Source organism: Halalkalibacter urbisdiaboli, from assembly GCF_002156385.1.
GTDB classification, from domain to species: Bacteria; Bacillota; Bacilli; order Bacillales; family Bacillaceae_D; genus Halalkalibacter_A; species Halalkalibacter_A urbisdiaboli.
In genome coordinates this window covers 183,505-202,020 of record NZ_MVJM01000003.1, presented here as the reverse complement: position 1 = coordinate 202,020, position 18,516 = coordinate 183,505, and the positions used below count along the sequence as shown (strand labels likewise).

General features: G+C 36.5%; 10 protein-coding genes. 1 reads left to right on the top strand and 9 read right to left on the bottom strand.

Features of this window, described 5'->3' with window-relative positions; all coding sequences use genetic code 11:
• Window positions 1-7 precede the first annotated feature (7 nt).
• Both B1R93_RS15360 and B1R93_RS15355 read right to left on the bottom strand, forming a co-directional pair.
• Window positions 8-751: a thioesterase II family protein gene (locus B1R93_RS15360; RefSeq protein WP_165763841.1), complete on the bottom strand. Its 744-nt coding sequence runs from the start codon at window positions 749-751 to the stop codon at window positions 8-10.
• Window positions 752-879: 128 nt separating this feature from the next.
• Window positions 880-3,153 carry an MMPL family transporter gene (locus tag B1R93_RS15355; protein WP_088104848.1) on the bottom strand — a complete coding sequence of 758 codons (2,274 nt, stop codon included), beginning with the start codon at window positions 3,151-3,153 and terminating at the stop codon, window positions 880-882.
• A gap of 673 nt (window positions 3,154-3,826) precedes the next feature.
• Between B1R93_RS15355 and B1R93_RS15350 the strand changes: the two genes are divergently transcribed.
• Window positions 3,827-5,137: a condensation domain-containing protein gene (locus tag B1R93_RS15350; protein WP_088104847.1), complete on the top strand. Its 1,311-nt coding sequence runs from the start codon at window positions 3,827-3,829 to the stop codon at window positions 5,135-5,137.
• 891 nt (window positions 5,138-6,028) lie between these two features.
• Here the strand turns inward: B1R93_RS15350 and sda are convergent.
• The 7 genes from sda to B1R93_RS15320 form a co-directional block, all read right to left on the bottom strand.
• Window positions 6,029-6,181, bottom strand: a complete 153-nt coding sequence (gene sda, locus B1R93_RS23055) for a sporulation histidine kinase inhibitor Sda (RefSeq protein ID WP_165763840.1) — start codon at window positions 6,179-6,181, stop codon at window positions 6,029-6,031.
• A gap of 124 nt (window positions 6,182-6,305) precedes the next feature.
• Window positions 6,306-7,466, bottom strand: a complete 1,161-nt coding sequence (locus B1R93_RS15345) for an S-layer homology domain-containing protein (RefSeq protein WP_088104846.1) — start codon at window positions 7,464-7,466, stop codon at window positions 6,306-6,308.
• Between the two features lie 67 nt (window positions 7,467-7,533).
• A complete protein-coding gene (locus tag B1R93_RS15340) occupies window positions 7,534-11,163 on the bottom strand; it encodes a glycoside hydrolase family 30 protein (protein WP_088104845.1) in 3,630 nt (1,209 codons plus the stop codon).
• 434 nt (window positions 11,164-11,597) lie between these two features.
• The gene (locus B1R93_RS15335) at window positions 11,598-13,460 is read right to left on the bottom strand and encodes a DUF2264 domain-containing protein (protein ID WP_088104844.1); all 1,863 of its coding nucleotides are present in this window, start codon (window positions 13,458-13,460) and stop codon (window positions 11,598-11,600) included.
• Between the two features lie 104 nt (window positions 13,461-13,564).
• The gene (locus B1R93_RS15330) at window positions 13,565-14,692 is read right to left on the bottom strand and encodes a glycoside hydrolase family 88 protein (protein WP_088104843.1); all 1,128 of its coding nucleotides are present in this window, start codon (window positions 14,690-14,692) and stop codon (window positions 13,565-13,567) included.
• A gap of 283 nt (window positions 14,693-14,975) precedes the next feature.
• The gene (locus tag B1R93_RS15325) at window positions 14,976-16,571 is read right to left on the bottom strand and encodes a response regulator transcription factor (protein ID WP_088104842.1); all 1,596 of its coding nucleotides are present in this window, start codon (window positions 16,569-16,571) and stop codon (window positions 14,976-14,978) included.
• On the bottom strand, window positions 16,552-18,372 hold the full coding sequence (locus B1R93_RS15320) for a sensor histidine kinase (protein WP_088104841.1): 1,821 nt from the start codon (window positions 18,370-18,372) through the stop codon (window positions 16,552-16,554). Before B1R93_RS15320 ends, B1R93_RS15325 begins: the two co-directional genes overlap by 20 nt.
• Window positions 18,373-18,516 lie beyond the last annotated feature (144 nt).

Here is an 18,516-nt window from a genome sequence, read left to right as displayed (position 1 = left end):
ACAATTATTAGTAAAATCCCTGAAAATTTTCGTTATTTGTATGCATTTTTATTGAGGTCTTTACTTCTCTCACTAACGTTTCAGTGATAATGCCACTTATCCTTTCAGCTTGAGAAAGAATAAAAAAGTGATCACCCATCATTTCGTACGTAACATGTTTCCCTGTTGTTACATTTGCCCAAGCGTGGATTTCTTCCATTTGGACCGTATCGTCTTTGCCATATAATGTCGTAATATTCACATCAATATTGCGTTTATTTTTTCGATACGTATACGTTTCAATTGCCTCAAAATCTGCTTTCAATATAGGCAGATAAAAATCCATTATTGCTTTGTTTTCAATAATTTCATTAGGAAATCCATTGAATTTGATAAGCTCTTGTAGAAATTCCTCATTCGGTAATGTGTGGATGGTTTCCCTTTTTTCAATAAGATTCGGGGACATTAACGCTGCTGTAAATAAATGTACAGGCATTTTATGACCATTCTCTTTTAATTTTCTACAAAGTTCAAAGCCGATTAAGCTCCCCATGCTATACCCAAATATGGCATATTCTCCATCATCAACGATTGTGCTTATTTTTCGATAAGTATCATCTACAATGTCTTCAATTGTGTTGCATAAGGATTCATTTATCCTTGTACCGCGTCCTGGAATTTCCAGTGGGTATAGGTGAATATTTGGATGAATATATCTTTTCCACTTTAAATAAAGTGTTGCAGTTCCACCGGCATAAGAAAAACAAAACAACGTCATTTTTTTAATAGTAGTTCACCTCAAAAAGTTATAAATCAATACTCTATCGTCATCAAAAGCCTTTTGTAAGCATCACACAAAGGTTTTCCTAGAGATGAAAAACCTTTGTGTGCCATTGTTTTTTATGCTTTTTCTATTAGATTCTTATTTTTAGAAGCCTTTTTAAACGTAGGGAACCACCAATTCCATTTCCCTAGTAGCTTCATAGTCGCAGGGACTAAAATCATCCGGACAATTGTCGCATCGATTAAAACACCTACCGCCAAACCAACTCCCAATGCTTGAATAGGCAGTATTCCGGAAAAAGCAAAGCCTGTAAACACAGCAATCATTAAAATTGCAGCCCCTGTAATTAATGGACCGGTTTGTTGTAATCCGATAGAGATACTATGTTCATTATTGTTTGTTAAACGGTATTCTTCCTGTACTCTCCCTAACAGGAACACTTCATAATCTGTACTTAATCCAAACAGTAAAGCTAATAAAAGCATAGGAACGAAGCTTACGATATTACCAATCGTCTCAACTCCGAATATTTCAGCTCCATAGCCATTAACGAAAATTAACACGACAATTCCATACGTGGCACTAACCGATAATAAATTCAAAATAATCGCTTTAAGAGGGATAAGGATGCTTTTAAAGGTCACCATTAGAATGATAAAAATAAGAATCAACATCATGAGAATAGAAGGGAGTAAGCTATCAAAAATTTCTTGATTATTATCTATGCTTGCCGCTGTTTCCCCACCCGTATATACACTCATTCCTTCAGGAGGGCTCAAGCCCAATACGTTCTCTTCGCGTAATGATTTAACCAATGAACGTGTTTCTTCTGTAGCTGCTGTGTCTCGCGCATAATACTCAATAACCATCGATTTTTTGTCATTTCCTATAAACCTATTAAGTTCCTCCTTGGCTTGTTCAGGAACCTGATCTGATGTAACTAGACTCTCAACCTGTTCTGGTTGAACATCCTTTAAAATGTTTAAAATCGAATTTACTTCAGTTACCTCTTCCTTTTCCTGCAAACGCTCAATAAATTCAAATGCAAATAATTGGTTTTCCTCTGACAAAACGTTGCCATCTGTCTTTAACAATACATATTGTGGACTTAATCTTCCTTTACCAAATGATTCTTGAAGCTGTTCAAAACCTTGTCTTACAGAGGATTCCTTTGGAAGAACCGTAACATCTGGAGTAAACAGTTTTAATTGTATGGAAGGAATCGCAAGGACAATTAATACGATTAAAGAAATAAGGACAAATAGTGTTGGTCTTTTCATAACTACATTTGACCATTTCACCCAATTTTTCGAAGGTCCATTTTCGGACTTAGACAACCATTTCAGGCTTCCCCAATTAATTCGGTGACCTATTATCATTAAGATCGCTGGTAATATCGTTAACGTCGCAATGACTGCTATACATACAACTGTAATAGAACCAAAAGCTAATGCTTTAATTGCTGGCACATTCACGATGAATAGAACAGACATCGCTGCAATAACTGTAATGCCGGAGAATAATACGGTATGCCCCGTTGTATACATCATATTTCGTACAGCAGCTTTTACGTCATTTTCCTTCGCTAATTCTATCCGGAAACGATTTACCATAAACAATGAATAGTCAATTGCAACTCCGAGTCCGAGCATAACAGCTGCATTTGTTACGAACACTGAGATTTCTACATATGTTGCCACGATCCCAATCACATTCATTGCTCCAACTACAGAAACTACTGTCACGATAAATGGGATTAACGAAGCCATAAAGCTACGAAATACAATAAACAAAATAATAAAAATTAGAGGCAATACAATTAATTCAGCTTTTACTAAACCTTCTTTACTGTATGTTGATATATCTCCCAACACAGCAGCTGTTCCAACAATATTGGACTCTATCCCAAGACTGTCAACATATGCTTTATATTCTTCCTGAATTTTAGGTAACAATGTTGATGCTTCTTCATCATCGACATTTAATTCAACAATTGAAATACTGGTTTTTCCGTCTTCTCCTATCATTTTTGCGCGCTCTTCTTCCGGAACATCTAACATCGTAATAACGTCGTCGACTATTTCTTCTTCCTTCAACCTATCAGCTGCAACTTTCAGATTTTCTTGATATTCTTGAGAATCTACTCCTTTCTGTTTATCAGAGACTACTAACAGGAGTGATGCATCTACACGTGATTCATACTCATTCTTAAACTCCTCAACAACGATTGAAGAATGGGAGCCAGGTACATCTCCACCACCTCCAGAAAGTTTTGAAGCGACATCCCCCTTTAGTCCAGCGCCAACAGCTAACAATACAATCCATCCAATAATAATGATCCAACGTATTCGAGCTATAAATCCACCAAAACGTCCTAATAAATGACTCAAGTATCTTCCTCCTCATCATATGTAAATGCGTAAAACAACGTATTCAAAAATTCTTTCTAGCATCTATCTCCCCTTTCAGAATTGATAGTAAAAAAGGTATATATTTTTTGTATTACTAACCAAAATTCCGACTTACTTGTCTCCAATAACCTGACACGATTAGATTTTTTCCAAAAAAGAGAACAAACAAGGATTCTATCTAAACTTGCTAAAATAATATTAGAAAAATATCTAAAATTTTTACTAACTACCTAAAACCAATATCGTATTTTTACCAATTTATTCTATAACTGTAAATGGGTATAATTAACTATAAAAAATTACATAGTTTTAACAATATTCCAGATTGTACTTTGTTATAATACTAATGTTCTCATTTGGACATTTCGTCTCTATACATCGTTTGAAATTTTTAAAAACGGGAGACATGATAAGGTACATAGAGGTTTTTTTAGCTTTATTTTGATATTTTTAGAAATGAGGAACCCCGCTAGTAATCCTACTGTGATTCATACTGAATTATGTTCAGTTAAAGTGTAGATTGAAACCTTTTTATTCAGAATGGTTAATAGGAAATTGGGATTATTTTACAGAAAAAGATTGCTTTAGAGGACTAATAGATTATATATTTTGTAAATGTGTAACCAAAATTCTTTTAAAAGGGGCAATTTGTATGTTATTAACTACTGTATCCTCACCTACAGAAATCACTGCGAGTGGGCAGGATTGGGCAAACCATATAGCAGGATATTATACTTCGGATTTACAAATCAAAGTTATTCTTGAATTTGAGAGTCGTATTGATGTGGAACTCATACAAAAAGCGGTAAGATTATCTATAGATGCCGAACCTATTCTTGGCTGCCGTTTTGTCGAAGACCCTCAAAATGCTTACTGGAAACGATATGAGGATATCAATAAATTAACTTGGTGCTTATTAGAAGAAAATCAGAATAAAGACGAGGCCATCCATACCTTTTTATCCAATTCTATCGAACCACAAGAACAGCTGCTTCATGCAAGAATTATCCGTTCTCAAGAAACTGATACTTTATGTCTTGTCATTAATCATGCATGTAGCGATGCTGTAGGTGTAAAAGATTATATCCATCTTCTTGCGAGTATCTACAGTCACTTAATTCAAGATAAAGATTATATTCCAGCTCCAAATCTCTCCACTCTTCGGGATGCCAGCAAAGTCTATCAGGCATTAGGTATTAAAGATATTCGAACAGCCTGGAACCCTCAACTAATTGCCTCAAAGCCAACCTGGGCTTTTCCAAACTATCCAGGTACTAAAGAATCATTGCAAGTTGCAATCAGAAAATTGGATACCACAGCTTTCTCATCATTGTATTCTTACTCCAAAGAAAATGGAATTACGATTAATGATTTAATGCTAACAGCTTTTTATAGAGCCATGTTTGAATTGATTTCTCCAGCAAATGAAGAACCGATGGAGGTTACTGCAACAGTTGATTTAAGGAAATACCTTCCCACTAAAAAGGCAGAAACCATTTGTAATTTGTCCGGTGCTATCAATACGAGACTTGCCAGATATTCAGGTGAAGACTTCGAATCAACCTTATCTAGAGTTTCAGAGGTAATGAATATCCTTAAGAATGACAACCCAGGTATCCATAATGCAGCTGGTATGGAAATCATGAGAGGCATGCGCTATCAAGATGTGGAAATGTTCTTACGCAATGCAAAGCAAAAAGGAAGTGAAAGCGGAAAGTCCTCCCCACTCTTCTCTAATATGGGGATAATCGCGGAGTATCCATTAAAATTTGGCAATGTTGCAATCAATGACCTGTATATCATATCGCCAGCAGCATTCACACCTGGCTTAATATTTGCCTTTGGCACGTATAATAAAATAATAACAATAACAATTAGCTACTATGAACCACTCAACCGTCAAAAAGATGTTGAACACTTTTTAGATTTATTTATAAATGAGTTAGAAAATTGTATAGGCTAATTAGGGACGGTTCTCCTGCTTCTTTGAAGCAAAAGAACCGTCCCTATATTTCACGCTTTTCCCCTCATACGATTCATATCCTCTCTTGGCGGGAAGCCAAACATTTGGGAATATTCACGGCTGAATTGGGCTCATTGCGGTGATTTCCTTAAAGTGCCGATGAAGCGTTGAAACACTTATAATAGAAATTTATACAGTTTTTCATTTCGAATTGGACTAGAAAAATTATTTTTAATATGCTCAATTACATCTTTGATTCGATACGTATAACTACCTTCAATCTCCATTTGTTACCTGCAGTCAAAAGGAAAAAACGTCAAAATGGTTGTATTTAAGATTACTTTTTGAATTTGTATAATCTACTCTTTCAAATTATAGTCTTAAAAAGGAACGTCCTTTTCTTTAAAACTCTTTCCACAATCAACACATTTTTTTGTAACATAGCTTATTTTATGGTATTTTCGAAGTTTACACCAAATAGCTTTTATCTCGTTCATCAAGATACTATATCCCCTTCCGTATTTTATGAACGTGAAAGTTTTAACAAGCTCCTTAACAAAGCATTAAGGGAATTAAAAGTAATAGACTCACCTTTTTCTGAAAAATCCAATTTTCTTTCTCAAGCCTTCTTTTGAAACGTCTGTTTGAGATACTATTCCATTACGTCATGTTTTGTATTAACATTTTTTTAGACTCCGAGCATTTGTTCTGCCATCTTATTTATGAGTAGCTTACATCACTTTATTATCAATCGAAAAGAACAACAGAAACACCCCTTTAAAGATTCTCTGTTGTTCAAACATAGTAATTTAAAAAGTAGGACGCGCTCGCAACTGAATACCGATATTTATAACGAATTCTTCCATACTTTAATATCATATAATAAATTTATCAGCTAGAGACTAGAAGACTTGGAATATTTTTCTTACATTCCTTAATATCACAAAGCAATATTTCTCTGAAGGTCGGATCAAGATTTAACCGAAGAGAAACGATATAACTGTCTAATAAAACCTTATCACTTAATGTTTTTAAACGAGACAATTAAACTATCTCCTTTATTAATATATTTAAACATTATTTAGGGGTCCCGTTATATGTTAGGTTACCTTGATAATCAGGTAGTAAACAACAGAGACATCTTCTAAAGAGTCTCTGTTGTCCAAACCTATTTATTTGTTAGCTTCACAAACTGCAATAACTCGTCAACCATTTTCGCCATTTCCGCACGCGTTGTTGGGGCCTTTGGATCAAAGCGACCATCATTTCTTCCTTCCATAATGTTTGCTTGGATGAGGCGCTCTACATCTTCTTTTGCCCAAGAAGCAATGGCTTCTTCGTCTGTAAACATAGCCGTTGTTTTTGAAATATCTAATTGCGCAGCATCAAATCCGACAATGTCCATCGCACGAGAAATCATCACTACGGCTTCTTGACGGGTTACCTTATCATTTGGTGCAAACTTACCGTTTCCAAGTCCACGTACGACTTCACGCTTGATGACTGGCATCAATTCATTTACATACCATTCTTGTCCTTTTACATCTATAAAGGTTCCAGTATAAGCATCACCTGATTGCAGCGCTAAACTACGCTTAATTAATACGGCTAGCTCTGCACGTGTAATCGAATCTTTCGGCTTCACAGATCCATCTGGATTTCCCTTGAAAATATGTTTGGCAGCTAACTTCTCAAGGTAGTCCTTCGCCCAATATGTTTCAGATAAGTCGTTGAAACTCACTTCACTTTCGACAATGACAAACGTGCCATTTGACATCGTCTTGAATGTAGCAACGTCTTCATTAAAGATAGTCGGAACGGATGTCTTATCACTTTCATTAAGCTTTAGGACGGTTGCACGCAGTGGATTAATCTCTCCACTTACATGAATATCTCCCTCTGCATAGTCGTGTAATTGCGTGATTTCTACTTCTTTCCCATTTCCACTTGCAAACAATTTAAATTCTACATACATTGAACGTACTTTTTCTTTCGTGCTTTGAACCGTTACATTAGGACCTTCTCCCTCATTTACCATAATGGTTAGAGTTACATCTTCACCAAGCTCTGTCGCAAGTGCTACGCGGTTTACTTCAGAAGCCGGTAAACGGTACGCGCCCTCTTTCGATTCAATTTCAATCATTGCATGTGGATTCTTCTCTGCAAGAAGTTTCGATATAGACGCTGGGATTTTCACTTCACTCACTTCGCCTGCTTCCTTTTCAATTTTAACCGTTACACGGTCAATTGAATCTTGGCTATCGATAGTCTCCTTCACCCGGTCATGATTTACTGATTTCATTTCTTTTGTTTTTCCATCCGCTCTCACACAACATTCCACTTTAACAGCACGGTTATTAACAATCACCAGTCCTGATTGTAGTGTAGGTGTTAGGTTAGAATTTTGATTTGGATTTTGATTTTGACTTAGATTTAGAACTGCTTGTGTCTGTAATTACATCCATACCGTCCAAAACAAAAGTACCACCTTTAACAACAACTTTAGCAGTGTGTTTGGTCTCTTCAAGTCCACGAATATTGTAAGAGGTTTGTCGTTCACCCTTTGAATAAATCCTAAAATCCTCATCAACTAATTGACCATCGATATACACATCAATTACTGCATCTGGAGTTGCTCCAAATAAATTGAAACCAGTACCTTTAAAGTTGAAGATGAAACTGTTATTACTTTCCCGAGGTGTACTGTAAATATTCACACCACGGTAATCCATAAACGTTTCTTTTCTTTCATTATCCTTTAAAGAAACCTTAAGTGTATGCTGCGTTTCTTCCAAACCTCTTATCGAAAACCTCACACCATCTGGACCTACTCCAAAGTTGCCGACGTCTTCACCATCTAGTTCGAAATTATATTCAGTTTCTTCTCCAGTTTTAGACAGGTAATCAATGCCCGTACCGGTAAAATTAATAAAGATATACGGATTGTCATCAAAATTCGCCCAAGCATTCGTACTATTCGAACCCCAAGCATTCCCATTTTCACGGTAGGCATAAACGGTATTTTCTTCATTTTCTAATTCTGAATCATCTGCTATTTTTATAATTTGATTCGGTGCTATGTGTTTAACAGCTATTCTTTCTATTTCGTCATCTGTCTCTACTTCTACTTTCGTAAAACTAGTATACTTCTCAGTTGGTACGACTTTAAGTGTATGTTCTGTCTCTTCAAGACCCGAAGCAGACCAAACCATCTTCTCAACAGAATGATTATTCAAATAGTTTGCTTCCCCGACTAACTCACCATCTAAATAAATATCAGCTTTTCCATTTGACGGATTCGCTTCACCGTATAGTCTAATCTCATTTCCTTTGAAGGTTATTTCAAAAGAGCCACCAACAGTGCCCCAAGAATTACGACTATTTGAACTCCAGTTTCCAGAATAATAGACTTTGTTCAGTGTTCCTTGTACGGTTGTTGTGTCCTGATGTCCTATTGTTAGTCCGCTCCAAACAGGAAAATCCGTTCTCGTTGTCATTAGTGTACGGTTAAAATGTCCATATCCCGTTTGTGAATACTGCCAATCTCCAACATACCCCAGTGGGTTCCATGTATCGGTATTGTTCAACGCTTCTTCTTCTGTATCAAATATCTTCCCTTGTGCATTATCATATTTTATGGATTGATACGGGTAGCCTTTAATTGGTTCAACACGTAAGTTATCAAAAAGGGTTTCATAATAACCAGACCCTAACGCGACTCGTCCAGACATCACTGTAAAATCCTCATCCGTATAAGAAGCAATTTCTTCATCATCAAGATAAAGAGTAAATGTATTTTCCTTCGCTTCAAACGCTAAGTTGTGCCAAATCTTGTTATCAAACTCTTCAATTGTGCCGTTCTCAACCACTTCACCTAACTTAAGAATTTCATATCTTCCATCCGAAAAGATTCGTGCATTATATGGCGCCGCAGAATCTGACCATTCAGCTTTTACTTGACGTACGCCAATTAACGCATAGTTACTTCTGTCAGCGACTTCCGGTGTATGTGTATCTAGTAAAAAGTCATATGAAACTTTATAGTTAACCCAACGGTGATCCCCGAGAACGGTATTGGGATTCACTCTAGCAGCAGTTCCGTCTGTTCCGCCGCCCCAAACTGCCCATTCTGCTCCAATAATGTCATGAGCGATTTTTTGTTGCAGCATATTTCCATGTTTTTTGGCATCTGGAATGGCTAGCTTTTCACGTTCAGCACTCCCACTATTAATCGGTTTCGTTGCTTTTCTCACCACTTCAAACGCACCAAATTGATCCGTAGTGTAACGCGGCGAGCCTCCTCGTCGTTCAACATAATCTCTGCCTTTTTCATCAACACCATATTTTTTATATTCAAAGTCATCAGTATATGGCAAAGGCATGATCGTATCTTTTGATAGATCAACTGGCTGTGATTCATATTCAAATCCTTCCACTTCAGATTCCTTATCTAATGTTGAAATGGTCACGATGGAATAAGGCTTCACCTCAATTTCATACTCACCATTTTCAGGTGTAATAACGTCAATCTTTTTAAACCAGTTCGCATCATAGGCTTGCCCCGCATCTGGACCTCTTGTTTCCCAAACATAGACTGGTGCATGTTCTTTTCCATTTAAATTCTCAGTCTTAATCTTGTAATGACGAGTGTCCTTCGTATTATTTGCAAAAACGGTTGTATAGTCATCCGTTTTAGGATCTTTTAATGTCAAATAATTATGGGTACTTGTGTCAACATCTACACCGCCATCAAAGAACGCTCCATCACTAAATGTTGCCCCTTTAATATACATCCAGCGCTCATTTTCAGGTGTCGTTCGATCATCATAACCAACAAAATTCATTACATGACGAACTCCTTGTATCCCCCCATCTAGCTCATAAAAGCCAGACCACGGATTAAAGGCGCTAATCAAATGCTTCGGATTATAAGAAGCCCCTGGGTAAAAGGCTGCAACGGACGGTTGAAAATCAAAGGAAACGGCATTAAGAGGTAAATCTCCTGCTCCTGTCCATGAATACACAGAAATAATGCGCGACGTTACATCGATAATCCCAGCTTTTCCTCCAAGCCCCTTATAATGCGGCTCCATATTCTGACGATAACGCGCATTAATCATTGGTGCAATTCCTTCAGACACCCAATTTTCCTTTGGCTTTTTGCCTTCTGCTTTCAATTTATTTTGCAATTCAGCAAGTTCATTAGAACCGACTAAGCCATAATGAGAGCTAATGATATCTATCTCATCCATTAAGTCTGGATGGTCAAGGAGTGTACGACTAATGGTTTTTGTATCACGATAGCCATCTGCCGCAACAAGCTTAATGTCTTTGTAGTCTGTATCATAATTTGGTTCTTCTTTGATCCTTGACGTAAAGTATTTCAACCATTCTACTTCATGTCTCCCATTGCCATTTTGTGCTCTTTCATTTTGAGAGATTCCAACATAATCTAGTTTAAAACCGTATTCTTCGTAAACAGCATCAATCGTCTGCTTATACCATTGATATCTTTTCTCATAATCATCGTTTGCAGCACCATTCCAAGTCCAACGCGGTTCCCCCCAGCGTAAAATTTCAGTAGTGATATTGGGGTTAATTGATTTCGCATCAGCTGCAAACTGAAATCCCGCGCCCCTTAGCACATTTGCAGGTTCATCTTCATAACGCATCGTTGCTGGCTCCGTTCCCGAAGAAGAATTAATATCGCCACCTAACTCTACTTTTACATGCGCTAAACCAGCACCAGTGTCTTTATTAAACAGCTGATTCATAATCTCCCAGTATGCATCCGGATGTTCTTCCTTGTAGTCTATCATCAGCCGAGATGTATTATTACCAGACACCGTTCCAAAGCCTTTGAAGCGGTTATATTCATCTACATCATTTCCATCAATCGTAATTGTTTTTGTACTACCTTCCGCTTTAGCTTCCTTTACTCCCAATATAGGGAGTGATCCAAAAAGCAAGGAAGCGATAGCTAAATATACAAGAAACCTTTTCATTCTTTTAAAGTTTGTTATCATTTTCAAATCCCCCTTCACTCAATTAGTTACCTAGCAAGCCAGCCCGATCATTTAATAGCTACAACTATTAGAAACAGAATCAGAATGAAGCGCTTTCATTTTATGCTGTATTTAAAGTTGACAGTTATATCCGAACCCCCCTTTTCCATTGAGTAAATAACCATTCTCTCCTATCTTTTTAAGTAGCTCACCTCCAACTTTAATGATTACGAGTTCATTATATTATTAATAGATTTGATTCAATCAAACTATTTTGACTTAATGTGACGTTATTTTGACTCAAAACAAACGGAACGAGGAACCGAAACCACGCTGAAAACGGTGGTTTTAGCGTAAATAACGGAATGAGAATCCGCCAAATCAAGCAGGCTCATATGCTTTACCGCAGACTGAACAGCTTTCCTCTCTCCAAGGGACGGCCCCTCTTTCTCTCCTTATTTCATTACGTTTGAAAAAAGTATTTTGTTTCTATCCGCTGTCAAAACATTTAGTTCATTATTTATTATTTCAACACGAGGAGCATTTTCCCATTCATTCGTTGAAGTCTCACTGCTAGGTTCACCAAATACCGCTGAAACAAGCCAATGAGTACCGGGCTTTAGCTTTCCTTGTAAAGTAGGTATAACAGTTTGTGAGTTCATGATGTTCGTGTTTGCATTTGGATGAATGAGCTGCGCTGTACTGTTACCATATAAGCTTTTAATTCCACTTTCTCCAAGGGAATTTTTAGCGATAACTTCTCCATCATTCTGAATAGTCTCCATTTCCTCTACGACAAAATTATCTTTTCCTTTTCCTAATGCAAAGCCTCCATCTGCTGTATTTAAACTCCTTTTGGTTTTTATATGATGAACACGAACATGCCACGGAGCACCGACTATCAGCCATGTTTTAATGATTACATCATTCCAAGGCTTCCATTTTGTATAAATGATATTTCCTTCTATGGAGTATTCCTCCACCCGCCGTTTTACTCTATATAAGTTATCTCCCTCACTTAATGCAAGCATGGAATCAAACGCCCCTTGTCCAAGGCCCCATTCCGCTCTTGGTACACTAAACCCGAAGTAATTTGAATAGACGAATTTTTCATATTTTGCTGATGTATGAGTGTGGTCATTTGTTCCTTTATGTCCCGAGTTAAAAGCAAGAATATGCCCTGTTTCTTCCTGACGACATATGACTAGATGAGGAGCGTGTTGAACAGACATTTCCTTCAATGGCGGAAGTGGTTGCTCCTCTGCTTGCCAAAATGGATGCTCCTCTTTAAGGGCTACTATTAAAAACGTTTTTAAGCCCCAATACGGTGAACCTGGTGCATTATAGTTTTCTGCCATGATTAAATTAGGATAAGCATAGCCGATACTTAACGTTCCATCAGCGTTAAAGATCGGCTGCTTAAACCACCATCTAACATGATTAAGGAGGAGACCTTTGATCACACCGGGTGGAAATGGCTCTACTTCAGCAAACACCACTGCACTCCAAAACGCAGCTTGTGAAAACCTGTAAGTCAGGCTTCTTCCATAAGGAAGGGCCGAACCATCCTTTGCAAACCAATAAATAAAGTCTTGAGCAAACACACTCGCACGTTTCTTATAAAGATGTGATCGCACCGGATCATCATCCTCCATCAATTTCGCATAAAACAGACAATAATAATGAATCGCAAATGACGTATAGTAGTCGCAATGCGTATTGACGCCATCTGAATACCAGCCATCCGATAGATAAAAGTCCTCTATTCGATTTAGGTGTTTTTCCATGACTTCTTGATTGTAAGATGCCCCTACCTTTTTTAGTCCGATATTCACAAGGACTTGAAATAACAACCAATTACAGTCATGACTTTTATGCTCGTTGATTTGATTTAACCATGTAGCTAGATTCTTTTTTTCCTGTTCATTTAGCGGTTCCCATATTTTTTCTGGGATAAGCGCCAAAGCAAAACCGTAAACAGCCATTTCAACGATTCTCTGATCATAATCATGAATATCGCCCCAATATTCTTCATGCGTTGGGTCCACCCCATTTTTTATTCCTTGGAGAATCTTCTCCCAACCGTCATATTCCTTTCCTCCAGCTATGTAAGGAACGATCCCCCAAAGCAACCTTGAAAAGCCTTCCATACCCGCGACTGGGTCTGGGCAGCCTGAACTTGTATTTCCAATATGAAGACGTGTATAACCTTTACTGAAAAAAGGTTCTAGTGGTTTACATATTTGCTCTATTGCAGCACGTAAATCCCCTCTTGTGTTAAGAGGATTTTGATAGATTGGTAAATCAAAATTTTGCATAGGGAAAACCTCCATTATTTTAAACAACTGTAATGAGAACTTTCGCCCCTACTTAAAAAGAAGAGGCGAAAGCTTCAGCGCGATAAACGATTGATTTTGACCCCTTACCAAAATAACTCCGTGTAACCTTTTAAGCGGGCAACCCCTTCCACAAAGAAATAATCACCATAAATAAGCGGGTTTTTCAAATATTTCTGTTCTGGATAGTGACTCGTTCCTTCGAGAATTAACCCATCTTCATTCGGATTTTCCCAGTCACCGTAATGTTCATATAAAGAATGAAGAATATTTTCGCCAGCCTTCTTGTAAATAGGAGCTTCGGTAGGCGGCACCTTCTCTGCTAATAACAATAAGCCTGGTGCTGCGATTGCTCCGGCTGAGGAGTCACGATATGGTGTCACCTCTTCCGGGATACGAAAATCCCAATGTGGCACAAAGTCTTCAGGTAAATTTGAAATAAAGAAATGGGCGACTTTTTTTGCGGCCTGCAAATATCGATCTTGTCCTGTATGTTCATAAGCTAATGTTAAACCGTAAATGGCCCAAGCTGTTCCTCTTGACCACGCTGAGTTTGGTGCGTATCCTTGACCGCCAACAAACTCGATTCGCTCTCCCGTTTCCGGATCGAAATGGACAATATGATGAACCGATCCATCGGCTTCAATAAAATGTTCAAGAATCGTGTCAGCATGCTTCATAGCTACCGCTTTAAATCTAGGATCCTCCGTTTCTTCTGTAGCCCAAAAAAGCAATGGTAAGTTCATCGCACAATCAATAATTGCGTAACCTCTATTATCGTCATCTTCAAACCAAGGATTCCAAGCACGAATAAAATGACCATTAACATTAAACCTTCCCATTAATAAGTTCGCAACTAACAGAGCACGGCGTTTGGAATCCTCTTTTCCAAGCAGCTTGTATCTGGCAATACTCGTTAATGTCCACATGAAACCCATATCATGGTCAAGGCGATAATAGTCTGTGATCACCTTATCTAATTTCTCTTCACACTGTTCTGCGATGGTTTTTAATGATTCATCCTTCGTATCACGGTACACTAACCAAAGTTGTCCTGGCCAAAAACCAGCAGTCCACCAATGAGGCTCAGCTAGCTCATAAGAACCATGAACACTTGCATGTGGAAAATTAGCACCTATTTTTTTGCTCGTTCTGTTAATCTTCTCCGTTATTTTTCGCCAGGCTTCATCTACCCACTGTCGTTGTTTTTCCATATTCTCACCCTTTCTACTTATTACACGGTACCGATCACAAATAATTGATTTCAAAATTGATAATGAATTTTCTCCTGAAACCTTTTAGGCTATATAAGATAGCGCTCTCATTATTAGTTTACTATTGAATGGATTGCATTCGATGACATTATATTGACTGAATATGATAGTATTTTGACTTCATTCATAAACAAGCTCTTATTCCTTTCATTCAATAGAATAGACATACTAATTAACGAGGCCACTGAAAAAGGAAAAAAACCCTTTTTCAGTGGCCTCCTAATTAACTAGTATGTCTATATTCTGCCGGAGTCTTATTCGTATATTTTTTAAAAAGTTTAATAAAATAGCTCGTATTGTCATAGCCTAATCGACTTGCAATATCCTCAACTGTATTGTTTGATTCAACAAGATAGTGATATGCCTTTTCAATTTTTGCACGATTCACATAGTCAATAAACGTATCTCCTGTTTCTTTTTTAAAAATCCGACTAAAATAACTAGGATTTAGATAGAGATGTTGTGCAACCTTTTCCATCGTTATTTTCTCATGAATATGTGTTTCTACATATTTCGTTGCTTTCCATATTTCATTACGCTGTGACTTTCTTCTTACTTCTGTACTTTTAATAATAGATGTAAGATAACGAATAACATATAACTCTAATTGTTTAACCGTTTGAATCCCATGAAATTCACTATGGATGTTTTCTGTCTTAATCGTCGAGTCTTTGTTTAAAGAATAATAACTAATACCGATATCTACTACTATTTTATGAAAGTATATTTTCACAGAATCCGGATGATATTTCCGCTTGTTTATTGTCGTTATCAAGGACTTAACAAAATCGACAAGTTTCTTTTCATCTTCTTCTAAAATGATTTTCCTCATCTCTTCTAGCACTGTTGTATAATCATCAAATAGGTCATCAGAGGCAAAGATCACCTTCACGATATCATGTGAACTTACACCTGAATCATCCATATAAAACCACTCATGCTTCAACTTAATTAAATCTTCTAGTGATTTTTTTAAATCGATAGCTTTCCTTACTGGCTTATGATAAACAAATGCCATTTCTATATTTGTATAATTAAAAAGTGCCTCTTGCAATTTAGATAGGTCATGTTTAATTTCCTCATGAACATTAAATTTCACTAAATCCTTCACAGGAAAAAACCAGATCATCTCATGTTGTTCATAAACAAAGCCTTCAAAATTCTCTCCAAAAAGCTCTTGAGCAATATTATCAACTGCATACATTAATAAATCAGTTGATTTAAATTTGTCTAGCGCGTTCTGTTTGTTCATGACTTGACCCACTACTGGTAAGTATCTGTTTTCTGTTAATTCTAAACCATACATTTGACACCTTTGCAAAAATAAAGGTTCATCTAAGGATGGGGAATCTACTAAATTTCTAAGCCATTGCCTTTTCAAACTGAATTTGTTTTGATCAACTAAGGACTTCCATTTAATGCTTTCATTTAATTGCTGTGTTTCTAATTTAATATTACCAACCAATTTATCAATCGCTGCTAATAATGTTTCAGGCTCTAAATCTTCTTTTAAAATATAATCACTTACCAATAAACGTACAGCTTGCTGAGCATACTGAAAATCTTCATGACTAGAAATAATTAATGATTGAATCTTTGGATATAATTCCTTCATTTTACGTATTAACTCTAAACCATTCATATTCGGCATATCGATATCTGTTACGAGTATATCCGGTTTTATATAACTAGCTAACTGTAATGCGTCTTCCCCATTTTCACATTTTCCAATTACCTCAATTCCACGACTTGCCCAAGGAATACACTCATCCATAAATGTTAGCATCTGAAAATTGTCGTCAACGAGAATTACCTTCATGATGGTCCTCCCTACCTTTTTCGAGAACACTAAATACTATTTTCATCCCCTTATTTAATTCACCTTCTAAACTCATTTTTAAATCTTCTCCATAAATTAGTTTCATTCTATCAACTACATTTTTTATTCCTATCCCAAACTTCCCATTATCGTTATTGGTATCGCCTTCATTTTCGAATACGTTATTTTTTAACCGTTGCAGCTCATCTCTATTCATACCAATTCCATTATCCGATATGGAAATAACAATATTGTCTGCATCAACGAAGGAATCAATGAAAACGATACCGTGTTGATTACGAAGACCATGTTTGCAAGTATTCTCAACAATCGGTTGTAAAAAGAACCTCGGAACCATCACAGTTAATGTCTCAGGCATCAGGTTTAATTGAATGTCAATTGGATGTTGCCGCATCGAATTAACAAGATTTAAATAGTTGATCGTATATTCAACTTCTTCTTGTAACGTAATAAATTCATCATCTTTATAAACACTTCTTAAAAATTTGGTGAATGAAGTAATTAAACGCGAATTATCTAAATCACCTTTTTTAACCATTTGGATCCGGATTGTATTTAAAACGTTAAAAATAAAGTGTGGTTTAATCCTTGCTTGCAAAACAGCCATTTCAGCCTTACGCTTCATCCGTTGCTCCGTTGTAATTTGTCTTATCATTTCCTCTATACGATCTAACATTAGATCAAAGGCTAATCCTAACCGTCCAATTTCATCATTCCGACGTATATTTGAGCGAATCTGCAGATTACCAGTTTCTATTTCCTTTGCGACACGTGCTAGCTTATCAATAGGCTGAGTATATTTAGTCACAGAATAAAGTAAAACAAAAACTAAAAATATGAGGGCAATTACAACGATATATAAATTAACGGTATAGGTCTTTCCTAATTCGTCAACGGCTTTTTGATAAGGCATAAAACTGACCAGCGTCCAGTTTGCATATGAAAGCTTTTTATATACACATAAATAATTGTCTCCATCCTGATTTATAAACGTAGCAGTCTTGCCTTCTTTCATTTCTTCAAAATATCGAAAAGATTGACCGATATTCTCTACATTTTCATCGTATAAAATGGTCCCTTTCTCATCTAAAAGTATCATTTCACGCTCTACACCCGCAACAACGCTAGATAGAATTTCATCAACTCCAAATTTATCGATCCCTGCAAACATATGTGCAGTCGTTTGACCGTTATAATTTGTCATTCTTCTACCTATCAAGATGATCTGATCATGTTGATTTACCTGTTGCCCCTCAGTTCTCCCTTTAATTAAATCCAATGCATTGAACCAATAAACTTGGAATGCATACGTATTATCCATAATATTCGCCAAATCATTTACTTTTTCATTCTCATATTCACCTCTATATTGCTGATTTGCAAAATATTTGTTCTTATTTACGGGGTGAATACTAATTTTTATGTTACTATTTCGTGTCAAATGATTTAATTTTGAATTAATATCTAAAAAGGCTCTAGGGGGAATTGACTGATGAAGACCTTCATTTAATACACTGGTGATTTGTTCATCAAAATGAATGTAATTCATCGTTTGAATAATAGTGTCAACTGTTCTTTTTAGATAAACATTTGCTAATTCAACATTATATTCTTCACTTTTGATCGTTTGATTTTTAACTACATTGCTGCTTGTATAGATAATATTTCCCATACTAAACATCATTGGAAGTGCTAAACAAACGACAATAATGATAATAAGTTTTGTTCTAAATGATAATAATTGACTTATCTCATAACATTTCTTTCTTAACCAATGCATGACATTCACTTCCTAATGTAAGGTCATTTCATCTTTTTTGAAAAAAATTAATGACAGTATTTAAAGGTATTGGTTTAAACATACAATTGGTTTCCTAGTTCTAGCGAGTTATACCGAAGTAAAAGAGCGCTTTCAAATTAAATG